Source organism: Roseovarius mucosus (assembly GCF_002080415.1).
GTDB lineage: Bacteria > Pseudomonadota > Alphaproteobacteria > Rhodobacterales > Rhodobacteraceae > Roseovarius > Roseovarius mucosus_A.
In genome coordinates this window covers 2,805,577-2,819,320 of sequence record NZ_CP020474.1, presented here as the reverse complement: position 1 = coordinate 2,819,320, position 13,744 = coordinate 2,805,577, and the positions used below count along the sequence as shown (strand labels likewise).

General features: G+C 62.2%; 15 protein-coding genes and 1 tRNA gene. 4 read left to right on the top strand and 12 right to left on the bottom strand.

Going from position 1 to position 13,744, the window contains the following annotated elements:
• The first annotated feature begins 30 nt into the window (after positions 1–30).
• Genes ROSMUCSMR3_RS13500 through ROSMUCSMR3_RS13490 form a run of 3 tightly spaced genes read left to right on the top strand, consistent with a single transcriptional unit; the run spans position 31 to position 2,482 of the window.
• On the top strand, positions 31–969 hold the full coding sequence (locus ROSMUCSMR3_RS13500) for a bifunctional riboflavin kinase/FAD synthetase (protein ID WP_081507630.1): 939 nt from the start codon (positions 31–33) through the stop codon (positions 967–969).
• Positions 966–1,436 (top strand): YcgN family cysteine cluster protein, encoded by a 471-nt coding sequence (locus ROSMUCSMR3_RS13495; protein ID WP_008279255.1) that lies wholly within the window; start codon positions 966–968, stop codon positions 1,434–1,436. Before ROSMUCSMR3_RS13500 ends, ROSMUCSMR3_RS13495 begins: the two co-directional genes overlap by 4 nt.
• On the top strand, positions 1,436–2,482 hold the full coding sequence (locus tag ROSMUCSMR3_RS13490) for a threonine aldolase family protein (protein WP_081507629.1): 1,047 nt from the start codon (positions 1,436–1,438) through the stop codon (positions 2,480–2,482). Before ROSMUCSMR3_RS13495 ends, ROSMUCSMR3_RS13490 begins: the two co-directional genes overlap by 1 nt.
• A gap of 130 nt (positions 2,483–2,612) precedes the next feature.
• Here the strand turns inward: ROSMUCSMR3_RS13490 and ROSMUCSMR3_RS13485 are convergent, their stop codons facing one another.
• The 8 genes from ROSMUCSMR3_RS13485 to ROSMUCSMR3_RS13450 form a co-directional block, all read right to left on the bottom strand.
• The gene (locus ROSMUCSMR3_RS13485) at positions 2,613–3,161 is read right to left on the bottom strand and encodes a fasciclin domain-containing protein (RefSeq protein WP_081507628.1); all 549 of its coding nucleotides are present in this window, start codon (positions 3,159–3,161) and stop codon (positions 2,613–2,615) included.
• A 372-nt stretch (positions 3,162–3,533) separates the two neighbouring features.
• Positions 3,534–3,609, bottom strand: a tRNA-Val gene (locus tag ROSMUCSMR3_RS13480).
• 97 nt (positions 3,610–3,706) lie between these two features.
• Complete coding sequence (locus ROSMUCSMR3_RS13475; RefSeq protein ID WP_081507627.1) at positions 3,707–5,149, bottom strand: NCS1 family nucleobase:cation symporter-1; 1,443 nt, start codon at positions 5,147–5,149, stop codon at positions 3,707–3,709.
• A gap of 92 nt (positions 5,150–5,241) precedes the next feature.
• Positions 5,242–6,060 (bottom strand): bifunctional allantoicase/(S)-ureidoglycine aminohydrolase, encoded by an 819-nt coding sequence (locus tag ROSMUCSMR3_RS13470; protein ID WP_081507626.1) that lies wholly within the window; start codon positions 6,058–6,060, stop codon positions 5,242–5,244.
• Positions 6,057–6,554 (bottom strand): ureidoglycolate lyase, encoded by a 498-nt coding sequence (locus ROSMUCSMR3_RS13465; RefSeq protein ID WP_081507625.1) that lies wholly within the window; start codon positions 6,552–6,554, stop codon positions 6,057–6,059. The genes ROSMUCSMR3_RS13470 and ROSMUCSMR3_RS13465 overlap by 4 nt, the downstream gene beginning before the upstream one ends.
• On the bottom strand, positions 6,551–7,705 hold the full coding sequence (puuE, locus tag ROSMUCSMR3_RS13460; RefSeq protein ID WP_081507624.1) for an allantoinase PuuE: 1,155 nt from the start codon (positions 7,703–7,705) through the stop codon (positions 6,551–6,553). The genes ROSMUCSMR3_RS13465 and puuE overlap by 4 nt, the downstream gene beginning before the upstream one ends.
• 81 nt (positions 7,706–7,786) lie before the next feature.
• Positions 7,787–9,163: an NCS1 family transporter gene (locus tag ROSMUCSMR3_RS13455; RefSeq protein WP_232279147.1), complete on the bottom strand. Its 1,377-nt coding sequence runs from the start codon at positions 9,161–9,163 to the stop codon at positions 7,787–7,789.
• 21 nt (positions 9,164–9,184) lie between these two features.
• Positions 9,185–9,883, bottom strand: a complete 699-nt coding sequence (locus tag ROSMUCSMR3_RS13450) for an aspartate/glutamate racemase family protein (RefSeq protein ID WP_008279263.1) — start codon at positions 9,881–9,883, stop codon at positions 9,185–9,187.
• A gap of 126 nt (positions 9,884–10,009) precedes the next feature.
• Here ROSMUCSMR3_RS13450 and ROSMUCSMR3_RS13445 point away from each other — a divergent pair, with 126 nt between their 5' ends.
• Positions 10,010–10,696, top strand: coding sequence for a GntR family transcriptional regulator (locus tag ROSMUCSMR3_RS13445; RefSeq protein ID WP_081507623.1), 687 nt, complete (start codon positions 10,010–10,012; stop codon positions 10,694–10,696).
• A 12-nt stretch (positions 10,697–10,708) separates the two neighbouring features.
• Here ROSMUCSMR3_RS13445 and modC read toward each other — a convergent pair whose 3' ends face one another.
• From modC to ROSMUCSMR3_RS13425, 4 genes are all read right to left on the bottom strand, one after another.
• Positions 10,709–11,791, bottom strand: coding sequence for a molybdenum ABC transporter ATP-binding protein (gene modC, locus ROSMUCSMR3_RS13440; RefSeq protein WP_081507622.1), 1,083 nt, complete (start codon positions 11,789–11,791; stop codon positions 10,709–10,711).
• Positions 11,791–12,486, bottom strand: a complete 696-nt coding sequence (modB, locus tag ROSMUCSMR3_RS13435; protein WP_081507621.1) for a molybdate ABC transporter permease subunit — start codon at positions 12,484–12,486, stop codon at positions 11,791–11,793. The genes modC and modB overlap by 1 nt, the downstream gene beginning before the upstream one ends.
• 3 nt (positions 12,487–12,489) lie before the next feature.
• The gene (modA, locus tag ROSMUCSMR3_RS13430; RefSeq protein WP_081507620.1) at positions 12,490–13,266 is read right to left on the bottom strand and encodes a molybdate ABC transporter substrate-binding protein; all 777 of its coding nucleotides are present in this window, start codon (positions 13,264–13,266) and stop codon (positions 12,490–12,492) included.
• A gap of 65 nt (positions 13,267–13,331) precedes the next feature.
• Positions 13,332–13,700, bottom strand: a complete 369-nt coding sequence (locus tag ROSMUCSMR3_RS13425; RefSeq protein WP_037296936.1) for a winged helix-turn-helix domain-containing protein — start codon at positions 13,698–13,700, stop codon at positions 13,332–13,334.
• Between the last annotated feature and the right edge of the window lie 44 nt (positions 13,701–13,744).

The window sequence follows — 13,744 nt, the reverse complement described above, 5'->3', positions numbered from 1 at the left end:
CGGCGGCGCTGCGGCGCTACCCCTCTGGCCATGCGTATCATCCGTGATTACACCTATGTCACCGACGCCGACCGGGGCGCGAGCGTCGCCATCGGCAATTTCGATGGTGTCCATATTGGCCATCGGTCGGTGATCGAACTGGCGCGCGCGGCGGGAGAGCGCATCGGTGCGCCTTTGGGTATCCTGACATTCGAGCCGCATCCGCGCGAGTATTTTGCGCCTGACGCGCCCCCCTTTCGCCTCATGGGCCGCGAAGCGCGGGCGCATCGGCTGCAAAAGCTGGGGGTTGAGCGGCTTTATGAGATCAAGTTCAACGCGGGTCTGGCGGCGCTGAGCCCGCGCGCCTTTGCGGAAAATGTCATTCGTGATGGGCTGGGCCTGAAGCATGTGGTGGTGGGGTCGGATTTCTGTTTTGGCAAGGGACGGGCGGGCAATGCCGCAATACTGCAAGAGTTTGGCGACGAGATGGGGTTTGGCGTGACCATCGCCACGCTGTTGGAGGGCGAAAGCGGGCAAGTGTCCTCGACCGCGATCCGTGCCGCGCTGAGCGAAGGCGCGCCACGCGCCGCTGCGGCCATGCTGGGCCATTGGCACCGGATCGACGGGCCGGTGATTGGCGGCGAGCAGCGGGGGCGCACGCTGGGCTATCCCACGGCCAATATGTCGATCAAGGGGCTGCATCCGCCCAAGTTCGGGATTTATGCGGTGCTGGTCGATGTGCTGGATGGGCCGCATAAGGGGCAGTATCACGGCGCGGCCTCACTGGGCGTGCGGCCGATGTTTCAGGGCGAAGAGGCCAATATCGAGACCTTCATCTTTGACTTTACCGGCGATCTTTATGGGGCCAACCTGTCGGTCGGGCTGATAGAATACCTGCGCCCCGAGGCCACATTCGACAGCCTGGAAGCATTCATCGCGCAGATGGATGCCGATTGCCTGCGCGCTCGCAGCGTTTTGGCCGCATTATGAGTGAGCCTATCAATCGCAGCGGATTGCGCCCGCGCTATTGGGAGACAACCCGCCTTGACCGCATGACGCGCGCGGAATGGGAGGCGCTGTGCGATGGGTGCGGCAAATGCTGCATGAACAAGCTGGAGGATGAGGAGAGCGGCGAGGTGGCCTTTACCCGCGTGGCCTGTCGTCTGTTTGACGACACCAGTTGTCTCTGTGCGCAATATCCGATCCGGCATCAATTCGTGCCCGAATGCATCACGCTCAAGCCGCATACGATTGAAAGCCATGCCTATTGGCTGCCGGAAACCTGCGCTTACAAGCTGCTGTATCTGGGCAAGCCGCTGTTTGACTGGCACCCGCTGATTTCCGGGGATGCGAACAGCGTGCATGAGGCGGGCGTGTCGATGCGGCACCGCACCCTGCCCGAATTCGAGGTGCCCGAAGAGGATTGGGAAGATCACATCATCGAGGAGCCGCTCTGATGCAATTCGCCTCTGACAATTCCGGCCCGGCATTGCCCGGCGTGATGCAGGCGATGGCGGAGGTCAATATCGGGCATATGCCCTCTTATGGCACAGACGCACCGATGAACGAGGTGCGAGACCGGCTGCGCGATGTGTTCGAGGCCCCGCAAGCCAGCGTTTATCTGGTGGCCACCGGCACAGCGGCCAATGCGCTGGCATTGGCCACGCTGTCCGAGCCCTGGCAGACGGTGTTTTGCACGCCGCTGGCGCATATCCACACCGATGAATGCAACGCGCCCGAGTTTTTCACCGGCGGGGCCAAGCTAAGCCTTGTGGGCGAGGCGGACAAGATGACGCCCGAGGATCTGGCCCGCGCGATTGCGCTCTGGCCCGCGGGCGATGTGCATAATCCGCAGCATGGGCCGCTGGCCCTGACGCAGGCAACAGAGCGCGGGCGCATTTACACCTGCGCCGAGATTGCGGCGCTCTGCGGGATCGCGCGCGGTCACGGGCTGCCCTGCTATATGGACGGGGCGCGCTTTGCCAATGCGGTGGCGGCCTTGGGCTGTACCCCTGCGGAAATGACATGGAAGGTGGGTATTGACGCGGTATCCATGGGCGGCACCAAGAATGGCTGTCTGGGCGTTGAGGCGGTGATTTTCTTTAACCCCGAGAATGCCTGGGAATTCGAGTTGCGGCGCAAACGGTCGGCGCATCTGGTGTCAAAGCATCGGTATTTGTCGGCGCAGATGCTGGGGTATCTGCGCGAGCACCTGTGGCTGCGCACCGCACAAGAGGCCAATGCCCGCGCCGCGCTGTTAGAGGCTGGATTGCGCGATGTGCCGGGGGCTGAGATGGTGTTTGGGCGCGACGTCAACATGATCTTTGCCCGCCTGCCCCGCGCCACGCATCAGCGCCTCAAGGCGGCAGGGGCGGTCTATGGGCTCTACGAAGGGCCGCTAGAGAGCGGGGCCGCAGACGAGCCCTTGATGGCGCGGTTCGTGTGCGATTGGTCTGTGACAGAGCAACAGATCGCACGGTTTCTGGAGATTGCGCGAGGCTGAGGCGACCGACGCTCACCCGACACCGATCGGCGCGCGCATGGGTTTTCAGAAAGTGTAACCGCATCAAGCTGCGTAAACCCCCCCGCCATCCGTGCGGCGGAGGGGCAGATCCCGTGCCAGTGTGGGGGTATTACTTTGGCACGAGAACAGCGTTGATCACGTGGATCACGCCGTTGGATTGGTCTACATCCGCCACCGTTACACGGGCCGCATTGCCGCTTTCATCAAGGATGTAGACGTTGTTGCCTTTGACCTGCGCCGACAGCGCGTCGCCCGACACGGCGTTGAAGTGGTAAAAGCCATCTTTGCTGGCGCGCGCGGCGGCGATGATATCGGCGGCAGACCAGTCACCGGCAACCACATGAGCCGTCAGGACCTTTTGCAGCATGGCCTTGTTCTCTGGCATCAGCAGCGTGTCGACCGTGCCGGCGGGCAGGGCCGCAAACGCATCGTTCACCGGCGCGAACACGGTAAACGGCCCCGGCCCCTGCAATGTGTCGACCAGATCGGCGGCTTTCACCGCCGCAACCAGCGTCGTGTGGACCGGCGAATTGACAGCATTCTCGATGATGTTGCGCTCTACGAGCATCGGCGCGCCGCCGACTGTTGGATTGGCGGCATAAACGGCAGTGCCAAGGGCAATGGCGGTGGCCGTGCTCAGAAAGGTCTTGAAGGTCATTTGTCGTTCTCCCTTGTTGTCAAAGGCTCGTCTGAGCCGCTGATGGGAAAGCCACGTCAGCCAAGACGCAAAAGTTTCAGACCGCCCAAAGTTTATTTCACCAGAGCATCCGAACCCCGCCTTACAAGGCGAGATTTGTAGGAGTTGAAGCGCTGATCATTGGGCAGACGAAACGATCTGGAAGACATTGCGGTGCCCTTGACCCGGAAGGATCGCACAACGACCCTGACGCCTGACCCGAGTTTGCGCGCCACACCCAAAGCGGCCATGCGGGCGCAGACGGAAACACACCATTGGCAAAGAACAGTAAATCCCTGCGCGACTAGCGAAGAGGGCAGTGCCAAGCACATGAAAGCATTGAGAAAGTGGGGATGGTGGGTGATGAGAGACTCGAACTCCCGACATCTTCGGTGTAAACGAAGCGCTCTACCAACTGAGCTAATCACCCGTGGGCTGCGTGATAGCCAAGCGGCGGGGCCAACGCAAGGGGTTTGAATGCGGCGGGCACAGGGTTTTGTGCCGGCCCGCCGCGTAGGGCGTGGGGCCTAGACCCGTGCGGGGCTCTTGGCCAGCAGGGTGTAGAGCCCGCCGCCCAAGACTGCGCCGATCACCCAGTTATAGCCCGAGAGAAAGCCGAACCACGGCACCCAGACGGTTGCCACCGAAAAGACCGCCGCGAGGCCAAAGGCCATCACCGCCGTGCGGTTCCAGCCGTCCTGATAGTGATAGCGCCCGCCTTGCATGTCGTAGAGATCGTCAAGGTCGAGATGGCCTTTGCGGTGAACATAGAAATCCACGATCATGATGCCAAAGATCGGGGCCAGCGTCGCACCCAATGTGTTGACAAAGCCGCCGATGCCGAATTCGCTGATGAAACTTGTCCAGAGCCCGCCGATGATAAGCGCGAAGGCCGACGTAATCAGCCCCGCCTGACGAAAGCTGATCTTGCCGGGGGCGAGATTGGCGATGCCGTTTACAGCCGGGATGAAATTGGCAACAAGGTTGATGCCAACGGTTGCGGCAAAAAAGGTGATCGCGGCGATGATGCCCAAAAGCACAGAATCGGTGCGCTCGACAATCTCGCTCGGGTTGGTGATTTCCTCGCCAAAGACCACCGCGGCCCCCGCCGTGGTCAGAAGCGCCAGTGCCGAGAAGAGGATCATGTTGAAAGGTAGGCCGGTGAGGTTGCCCAAGAGCATGGTGGGTCGGTCCTTGGCATAGCGGGAAAAGTCGCTGAAGTTGATCATCACGGCTGCGAAATAGGCCACCATAGTGCCGACAATGGCGACAAACCCGTTGAATTCACTGGCAAAGCTCGCGTCCGGATTGGCAAAGATCGTGCCTGCGGCGGACAGAAGTTGCCCGTCAGAGCGTTGCCAGAGCACGATAACTAGGCCGATCATCACAAGATACACGAAGGGGCCCGCGATGTTGAGAAAGGTCTCGACCCAGTTCATGCCGCGCCAGAAGATCACGATGTGAAAGGCCCAGACGATGAAGAACGACAGCCAGTCGATACCGGTGAGACCGAGGATTTCCGCGCCGCCGCTCGCGCCGGTGATCGAGCGGATCAGGAGCGCCACCGCCGTTGAGGCAAAATAGACCTGCACGCCGTACCAGAACACCGCCACGGTCGCACGCAGGATCGCGGGCAGTTTCGCGCCGCTGGTGCCAAGGCTGGCACGGGCCAGCACCGGATAGGGGATGCCGTATTTCTCGCCCGCCGCCCCTGAAAGGTTGACCATCCACATGGTAAAGAGCCCCGCCGCGATAAGGGCGGCAAAGGCGGTCCAGCCGCTGACCCCGTACGAGATGAAAAGCGACGCCACGAGCGAATAGCCAAAGAGCGACTGCACGTCATTGGCCCAAACGTTGAAGATGGCGAACCAGCCCCATGTTTTCTCATTCGCGCCAACCGGATTGAGGGTGTTTCCCTCTGGGTCCATCGTGTTGCCTGTGGGCACATGCCCGTGGTCTATGCTTGTCATTCCGTCCTCCCTGACCGATCGCATTTTTGGATTTTCTCTGACGTTTCATCTGGCCCGAAATACCTCGGGGGTCCGGGGGCAGCGCCCCCGTATCACAACGCCATATGCCGGTTCACATCCTTGTAGAGCAGATAGCGAAACGGCCCTGGACCGCCCGCGTAACAGGCCTGCGGGCAGAAGGCGCGCAGCCACATGAAATCGCCCGCCTCGACCTCGACCCAATCCTGATTGAGGCGGTAGACCGCCTTGCCCTCCAGCACGTAAAGCCCGTGTTCCATCACATGCGTTTCGGCAAAGGGGATCACTGCGCCGGGCTGAAAGGTAACGACGGTGATATGCATGTCGTGACGCAGGTCGGCGGGGTCCATGAAACGGGTCGTGGCCCAGCCGCCATCGGTGTCGGGCATCGGCACTGGCGCGATGTCGTTTTCGTTGACGACCATCACCGGCGGATGGTCGAGACCGGACACCGCTTGATAGGCCTTGCGCAGCCAGTGGAACTTGACGGCTGTATCGCCTGTGTTGCGCAGCGTCCACGGGGTGCCCGGCGGGATATAGGCAAAGCCGCCCTCCGTCATCTCATGCGCCTGCCCGTCCACTGTCAGGCGCAGCGCGCCTTCGACCACGAAAAGCGCGGCCTCGACCCCCTGTTCGGTTTCGGGCTGATCCGAGCCACCGCCCGGCTGCACCTCGGCGATATATTGCGAGAAGGTCTCGGCAAAGCCCGAGAGGGGCCGCGCCAGAACCCAGAAGCGCGCCTTGTCCCAGAAGGGCAGATAGCTGGTGACGATATCGCTCATGGTGCCGCGCGGGATCACGGCATAGGCCTCGGTAAAGACGGCGCGCCCCGTCAAAAGCTGGGTTTGCGGCGGCAGGCCGCCTTGGGGGGTGTAATAGCTGCGCTTGGTCATGGCTGTGGTCCTTCCACGGTCAGAGGCTGGTCAAAGTGATATTCTTCGAGATTGTCACCGGGGCCGATCCGGTCGATCACCGCATAGCGCCCGGCCCGCCCGATGGGGGCCAGCACGCCGTGCCAGACATTGCGCAGGAGATTGATCCCCTGCCCCGGCTGGCTGAGAAAGGCGCGCGGGGTGGTGGGGCGGCCATGGGTATCCGCGGCCACGCAGATCAGCATTGGCACGTTGTCGAGCGGGATGAACGCCTGAGAGCCCAGAGGGTGCCGTTCCATCAGGTCGAGCGCATAGGGAAGGTGCCGGGCCTCGGCATCAAAAAGGCTGATACCGGCGCGCCCGTCGAGAAATTCGAGCCGCGCGCGGTCGTGGAACCGCCCGCAGAGGTTCGCATTGATCATCCGGTCGGGGGCGCCCGCCACCTCAAGAACATCGCCGTAGGGGGCAAAGGCGGCGGCGGTCAGCGGTTGGGCTATGAGGCCTGCGCCGGTCATGGCAAAAGCGCCTGTAGGCGGGGCAAAGTCTGCGCCTCAAGCGCGGCACAGGTCAGGTCGCCGCGTTCGGACGGGGTGGCCTGTCGGAGTATCCGGCTAAAGGCGTTGAGCAGACCCACCGCAGTGTCATGGGCGGGGCCAAGCTCTATCTGCCATGCGCGGTCCGCGATCCACGGGGCGGGCAGCAGCGGGCCGAACACCTCTACAAAGCGCGCGTGGTCCATCTGGCTGGGACGCTCAAAGCGGCGGTGCGGATGTGTGGCCGCCCAGTGATCGGCAATGTCGATCCGGCGGGGGCACCAAACGTCTGTGTGACGCTGCACATGGTCGATAAAGCGGCGCAGGCCCGCTATTTTGCCCGGCCGGCCAATCAGGCGGCAATGCAGGCCCACGGTCATCATCCGGGGGGCACCCGCCTGCCCTTCGGCATAGAGCGTGTCAAAGGTATCGGTCAGGTAGGATTCAAAGTCGCGGCCCGTGACCCATCCGGGCGACGCGGCAAAGCGCATGTCGTTGCATTCAAGCGTATAGGGGATCATCAGCTGATCGCAGGTGCCGAATTCCATCCAATGCGGCAGGTCATCGTCATAGCAATCCGAGATGTAATCAAAGCCGCCCTCTTCGGCGACAAGGCGCACGGTATTGACGCTGCATCGGCCTGTATACCAGCCGCGTGGGCGGGTGCCGGTCACCTCTGTATGCAGGCGCACCGCCTCGGCGATGGCGGCACGTTCCTCGGCCTCGGGCATGTCTTTGTGATCGACCCATTTAAGACCATGGCTGGCGATTTCCCAGTCGGCCTCTTGCATGGCGGCGACCTGTTCGGGGCTGCGCGCAAGGGCTGAGGCGACGCCGTATATGGTCAGCGGAACGCCCATCCCGGTGAAGAGGCGATGCAGCCGCCAGAACCCCGCGCGCGCGCCGTAGTCATAGATCGATTCCATATTCCAATGGCGCTGACCGGGCCAAGGCGTGGCCCCCGGAATATCCGACAGAAATGCCTCTGACGCGGCATCGCCATGCAGCAGGCAGTTTTCACCGCCCTCTTCGTAGTTGAGCACGAATTGCACCGCGATCCGCGCCCCACCGGGCCAGTGCGGATCGGGGGCGTTTGGGCCGTAGCCACGCAAATTTCTGGGATAGCGGATCATGTCATCACCTCCGGGGGTCGTGTCTTGGGGAAACGAAAGGACAGGGGGCGATTGGCCCCCTGCCTTTTGTCAGACTGCGCCTCAGCGGTCGAGGAACCGCTGTGCGGCGGGCAGGTGCCGCATCAGCAGGTAATAGGTGACACCCGCCGGGATCAAGCTGGCATACCATGACACCGCCGAAAAGGTCAGCGCCGCGATCACGCCTACCGCCATGGCGATCAGGGCTGCCGGGTTATAGCCCGCATAATCGCCGCTCTCGTCATAGAGTTTCTCGAGATCGAGCGTCTGACGCCGCAGCACGTAGTAATCCACCACCAAGATCGCAAAGATTGGCCCCAAGAACGCGCTGTAGGTCTGGATGAAGAGATTGAGACCCGCGGCGGATTCGTTCTTGACCAATTCCCACGGGAAGGTGGCGAAGGCCAAGAGACCGACGACCACGGCAGCGGTCTTGTAGTTGAGTTTGAACACATCCATCAGCGCATAGGCGGGCGGCACAACATTGTTGAGAATATTGGTGGTGACCTGTGCAAAGGCGATGAAAAGCAGGGTAACGACGAGCAAGAGCTTGTTATCGACCGCGTTCGAGAAGACGCGGATAGGATCAACCTCGCCTGTCGCGCTGGAGACCATGAGACCGATGAGGCCCATGAAGAGCGTCGCGGGCAGAATGGAATTGGCATAGATCACCACTTGGCGCACACGCCCGACATCCTGCCGCAATTCGCGGCTATAGTCCGAGACATTGAGCATCATCGTGGCATAGATGCCCAGAAAGAGCATGGTCGCCCCCCAGAATGGCGCGCCCCATGTGCCCTCGACATTGATGAGGTTGGTGCTGATTTCTTCGCCATATTTGCCGATGACAGAGGTGAACATGTAAATCAGCGCGCCGATGATGAAGACCGAGCCGATATTCTCAAGCCATTTGATGCCGTGAAAGCCCAGAACCGACAGCATGATTTGCAGCGCCTGAAAGCCTATGAAAAAGACGACGATGTTGGAGTAGCCAAAGAGCGTCTCGCTTACCAGGTTGAGCGCGCCCGCACCGATCCAGCTTTGAAAGCCGAACCAGACGAGGGCGGGGACAGAGCGCACCAGCGCCGGGATGCGCGCGCCGGAAAAGCCGAAGGCCGAGCGCAATTGCACCATCATCGGGATGCCGTATTTGTGCCCCGCCGCCCCGTTGATCATCAGAGCCAGGCCGATGACGGTGCAGCCGATGGCGATGGCCAAAAACACCTGTAGCAGATTGAGCGTGCCCACGAGGCCCGAGCCGATGGTAAAGGTGCCAATCGACACACAGCCACCGAGCCAGGCAAAAAGATAGGACCACGGGTCCATGATCCGCGTTTTCTGGGGGGCCAGCGATTCCTCGCCCAGACCCTTGTGTTCGATCACCTCGGGCATTTGCCCGTCATGCGGCAAAACACCCCCGTTTGTATCTGAAATTGTCATGACTCTCCTCCCTGAGATGCATTATTTCGGGTTTGGTGGCGCGTAGGCGCCGATCTTGCTGGTCTTGATACCGGCCCCAACCAAGGCTTCGGCGAATTTGGTGGCGACGGTCACACCGTCGATCACGGGAATTCCGGTTTCTTCGGTCAGCCATGCGGCAAGATCCGCCATGCCGGCACAGCCTAGAACCACGGCCTCGCAACGATCCTCCTCGATCGCCCTGAGGATTTCGGCGCGCACCAGAAGGCGAGCGTTTGATCCGGGTTCTTCCAGCGCCAGCACCGGGATCGCCGCCGAGCGCACGCGGCGGCATTGGTGATCAAGCCCGTAGCGGCGTACCATTTCCTCGATAATAGGGACCGAGCGCGGGAGGGTCGTGACCACGCTGAAGGAGGTGGCCACCATGCTGGCCGCCTTGACCGCCGCCTCGCAGATGCCGATCACCGGGCCGGTGGCAATCTCGCGGCACGCGCCGATGCCGGGGTCGTCGAAACAGGCAACCACGATTGCATCGGCCTTTTGCGCCTCGGCCTCGCGGACCTGATCAAGCAGGCGCGGCACTGCCATCGCCTCGTCATAATGGCCCTCGATGCTGGCGGGGGCACCTATGCCCGAGCGCGCCTCGATCACAACGCCCGGTGCCGTGACCGCCCGCGCGGAGGCCGCGATCTTGTCGGTCATGCTCGTGGTCGAGTTGGGGTTGATGACAAAAATTTTCATGGGCTCCTCCACTTGAGTCCTCACTTTAGTAACATAAATTGTTAACAATTTAAACAGACAATTTTTATAGTCGATTCTGATCCTCAAAAATGCCATTTTCCGAGAAACGCAGCCGGGAGCCTCAGAATGTCCGAAACGCCGGAAAACGTGCTGGTTGAGCATGTGCTGGATGCCATCTCGGACCAGCGGCTTCGGGCTGGGACCAAGCTGGGCGAACAGGCGCTGAGCGACCTTTTTTCCTGTAATCGCGCGCATGTACGCCGCGCGCTTGCGACGCTTGCGGCCTATCAGGTGGTTGACCTGATCCCCAACCGGGGGGCGTTTGTCTCTACCCCCTCTGAGGACGAGGCGCGGGACGTGTTTCAGGCCCGGCGCGCCATTGAGGCCACGATCATCCGCAATGTCGTCCGCCGTGCTGACGAGGCGGATATCGAGCGACTGCGCGCGCATTTGGCGACCGAGGATGAGATTCGACAGCACAATGACCGTCCCAAGGCGATTCGCGCCTCACGGGCGTTTCACATGCTGTTGGCGCGGATCGGGCGCAATTCGGTCTTGGAGCATTACCTTGCGGAACTGACCATGCGCACCTCGCTGATCATCGGGCTGTATGGCTCCAAAACCGCGAGCCTTTGTTCGGATGACGAGCATGCGCGCATTGTCCAGAGCATCATAGACCGGGATGAGGCGCGCGCTCAGGACATGGTGGATCATCACCTGCGCCATATCGAAGGGGAAATCGCATTTGGCGACGAGGCCCCGCGTGTCGGGCCGCTGTCGATGATCTTTCCCCCGGATCGCGCGACCGAGTAGAATGTGGGCTTTTTAGCCTGCGCCAATGTCTGTTGCGGCGACCGCAACGGCCTTGACCACGGCATGCACGTCTTGGCCCACTGCAAGACCCATTGCCGTTGCCGAACGGCGCGTGACGCGCGATAGAATCCGGCCAGCGGCGGTATCAATCGCCACGATGGCACCGGGCCCACCACCGGGGCGGATTTCGTGGATGAGGCCGGGCAGGATATTCAGCGCCGAAAGCCCCTCGGGCCGGGTATGCGACAGGATCACGTCATGGGCGGCGATGCGGATGCGCAGGCTGGCACCGGGGTTGGCTGCGACGCGCGGTAGAAAAAGGGGGATACCCCCCGCCGAAAGCTCGGACAGCCCGTCGTCGTGATGGGCGATGACCCGCGCGCTGAGCACGGCTCCGGCATCGCGGGCACCGGTGGGCAACACGGCGGGATTGCTCAGCACTTCGGCGGCGGGGCCCTGTGCAATCACACGCCCGGCCTCAAGCGCAACAACGGTTGTTGCCAGACGCGCCACCTCCGAGGCGGAATGGCTGACATAGAGGATGGGCACGCCCGCCGCGTCGCGCAAACGCTCGAAATAGGGCAGGATCTCGGCTTTGCGGGCCTCATCAAGGGCGGCCAACGGCTCATCGGCAAGGATGAGCTGCGGCGCGGACAAAAGCGCGCGGCCAATGGCAACGCGCTGCTTCTCTCCACCTGAAAGGGCACCGGGCCGCCGATCCAGTAGCGCGCCAAGGCCCAAAAGATCGACGACCTGCGCCAGATCGGCGCGCGCAGCCCCCTTGGGGGCGAACCATGCGCCATAGCCGAGGTTCTGGCGCACGGTGAGATGAGGGAACAGCCGCCCTTCCTGAAAGATATAGCCCAAACGGCGGCGGTGCGGTTTCAGGCGGACCCCGGCGGCCGTATCGAGCAGCACCCGGTCGCCAGATACGATCCGGCCCTGATCGGGCATGAGCAGCCCCGCCACAGCGTTGACGATGGTGGTCTTGCCAGAGCCGGAGCGGCCAAAAAGCACGGTGACACCCGGTGGTGCCCGAAACTGTGCATCCAACGTGAAGGCCCCAAGGCTATGGCGCAGCGCAACATCCAGCATCAGCGCCCCCCGACCCGTGCCGCGACACGACGCCCGATCCCCTCGGAGAGCAAGAGCGCGCCCATGGCCACCACCACCGAAACGATGACCAGTTTCATGGCCGACCCTTCACCGCCCGGCACCTGCAGAAAGGCGTAGATCGCCGAGGGGATGGTGCGTGTTTCCCCCGGAATATTCGAAACAAAGGTGATCGTGGCCCCAAATTCACCCATCGCCTTGGCAAAGGCCAAAATCGTGCCTGCAACGATGCCCGGAAGGGCCATGGGCAGGGTTACGGTGAAAAAGACCCATAGGGGCGCAGCCCCCAGCGTGGCGCTGGCCTCTTCCAGTTTGGGATCCACCGCCTCGATCGAGAGGCGGATCGCCCGCACCATCAGGGGGAATGCCATGATCGCTGCCGCCACCGCCGCCCCCGTCCAGCGAAAGGCAAAGACAAGGCCCCAATCCGCCAGCACAGAGCCCACCGGCCCGCGCGTGCCCAGCACCAGCAGGAGCAGGTAGCCCGTGACAACCGGCGGCAGGATCAGCGGCAGATGCACCAGCCCGTTGACGATCTGCTTGCCCGGAAAGGACCAGCGTGCCAGCGCATAGGCCGTGAGAATTCCCAAGGGCAGGCTGGCCAGAGTGGCCCAGAAGGACACGCGAAGGGACAGGGACACCGCCTTCCATTCTTCGGGGCCAAGCCAGTCTGTCATGGGTCAGCGCGCAAGGACGGTAAACCCCTGCCGCTCAAAGGCGGCGCGCGCCTCGGGGCCTTGCAGATAGGCGAGAAAGGCGTTTTCAGCGGGCGTGTCGCGGTTGGCAAGATCGGCGACCGGATAGACGATAGGGGGGTGGCTGTCCTCGGGGAAGGTGCCGACGATGGTGACACGATCCTCGGCGGTGGCGTCTGTTGCGTAGACGATGCCATAGGGGGCCTCGCCGGTGGCGACAAAGGCAAGGGCGGCACGCACATTGTCGGCTTGGGCCACCTGCGGTGCGATGCCCTGCCAGAGGCCCAAGTTTTGCAGCGCGGCCTTGCCATAGATGCCTGCAGGCACGGAATCGACCAGCGCCATGGCCAGCCGCCCCTCGCCCAAGAGGGCGGCCAGATCAAGGTCTGGGCCGATGTTGCGCGGTGCGGCATCCCCATGGGACACCAGCACAAGGCGGTTGCCCAAGAGGTCAAAGCGCGCGCCCGGCTCGATCAGCCCGTCCACTTCGATCTGGTCCATCCAGTCGGCACTGGCGGAGATGAAAATATCCGCAGGCGCGCCCTGCTGGATCTGACGGGCGAGGGATGAGGAGCCCGCGAGCGCTGTCACAAGGTCATGATCGCTGGCCGCCTCGAACCCTGCCTCGATCTCGGCCAAGGCAGTGGTCAGGCTGGCGGCGGCAAAGACAGTGACGGTGTCGGCGCGGGCGGTGGTTGCGAGGATGGGCGCAAGGGCAAGCAGGCAAGCGGCTAACGTGATTGGAGGTTTTGGCCGGATCATCCCTGTTTCCCTGCGCTGATATGGTTCCAAAAACATATCGCAAGGCGGGGGATCAGAGGCAAGCGTTATTTTCCACCGGGAATATCCCTAAGCAAGGATTGGATCGCAGCAATCCGTGCGGCCCCGGCCTCGGCCATGATATCCTCAAGTTTGCGATACTGGGCCAACACTTCGATGCCTGTGTCGGTCAGATGGGCACCGCCGCCCTTGGCGCCCCCTCGGCTCGAGTCTACAAGCGGTTCGCGAAAGGCTGCATTCATGGACTCCACCAACATCCAAGCGCGTTTATAGCTCATGGACATGCTGCGCCCGGCAGCGGCGATGGAGCCTGTATCGCGAATACGCTCTAACAGATCGGCCTTGCCGGGGCCCAGCATTGCCTCGTCACCAAAGACGATACGAATCCGAAGGCTGGGTGGCTCTGGCTGTGTCATGATGCGGGTATGCCAAATTTTCGTTAAGTCTTACAAGACATATC

Excerpts from the sequence above, each read along its gene's own strand:
- ROSMUCSMR3_RS13500 (WP_081507630.1), top strand. The coding sequence starts at position 31 with ATGCGTATCATCCGTGATTACACCTATGTCACCGACGCCGACCGGGGC.
- ROSMUCSMR3_RS13495 (WP_008279255.1), top strand. The coding sequence starts at position 966 with ATGAGTGAGCCTATCAATCGCAGCGGATTGCGCCCGCGCTATTGGGAG.
- ROSMUCSMR3_RS13490 (WP_081507629.1), top strand. The coding sequence starts at position 1,436 with ATGCAATTCGCCTCTGACAATTCCGGCCCGGCATTGCCCGGCGTGATG.
- ROSMUCSMR3_RS13485 (WP_081507628.1), bottom strand. The coding sequence starts at position 3,161 with ATGACCTTCAAGACCTTTCTGAGCACGGCCACCGCCATTGCCCTTGGC.
- ROSMUCSMR3_RS13475 (WP_081507627.1), bottom strand. The coding sequence starts at position 5,149 with ATGACAAGCATAGACCACGGGCATGTGCCCACAGGCAACACGATGGAC.
- ROSMUCSMR3_RS13470 (WP_081507626.1), bottom strand. The coding sequence starts at position 6,060 with ATGACCAAGCGCAGCTATTACACCCCCCAAGGCGGCCTGCCGCCGCAA.
- ROSMUCSMR3_RS13465 (WP_081507625.1), bottom strand. The coding sequence starts at position 6,554 with ATGACCGGCGCAGGCCTCATAGCCCAACCGCTGACCGCCGCCGCCTTT.
- puuE (WP_081507624.1), bottom strand. The coding sequence starts at position 7,705 with ATGATCCGCTATCCCAGAAATTTGCGTGGCTACGGCCCAAACGCCCCC.
- ROSMUCSMR3_RS13455 (WP_232279147.1), bottom strand. The coding sequence starts at position 9,163 with ATGACAATTTCAGATACAAACGGGGGTGTTTTGCCGCATGACGGGCAA.
- ROSMUCSMR3_RS13450 (WP_008279263.1), bottom strand. The coding sequence starts at position 9,883 with ATGAAAATTTTTGTCATCAACCCCAACTCGACCACGAGCATGACCGAC.
- ROSMUCSMR3_RS13445 (WP_081507623.1), top strand. The coding sequence starts at position 10,010 with ATGTCCGAAACGCCGGAAAACGTGCTGGTTGAGCATGTGCTGGATGCC.
- modC (WP_081507622.1), bottom strand. The coding sequence starts at position 11,791 with ATGCTGGATGTTGCGCTGCGCCATAGCCTTGGGGCCTTCACGTTGGAT.
- modB (WP_081507621.1), bottom strand. The coding sequence starts at position 12,486 with ATGACAGACTGGCTTGGCCCCGAAGAATGGAAGGCGGTGTCCCTGTCC.
- modA (WP_081507620.1), bottom strand. The coding sequence starts at position 13,266 with ATGATCCGGCCAAAACCTCCAATCACGTTAGCCGCTTGCCTGCTTGCC.
- ROSMUCSMR3_RS13425 (WP_037296936.1), bottom strand. The coding sequence starts at position 13,700 with ATGACACAGCCAGAGCCACCCAGCCTTCGGATTCGTATCGTCTTTGGT.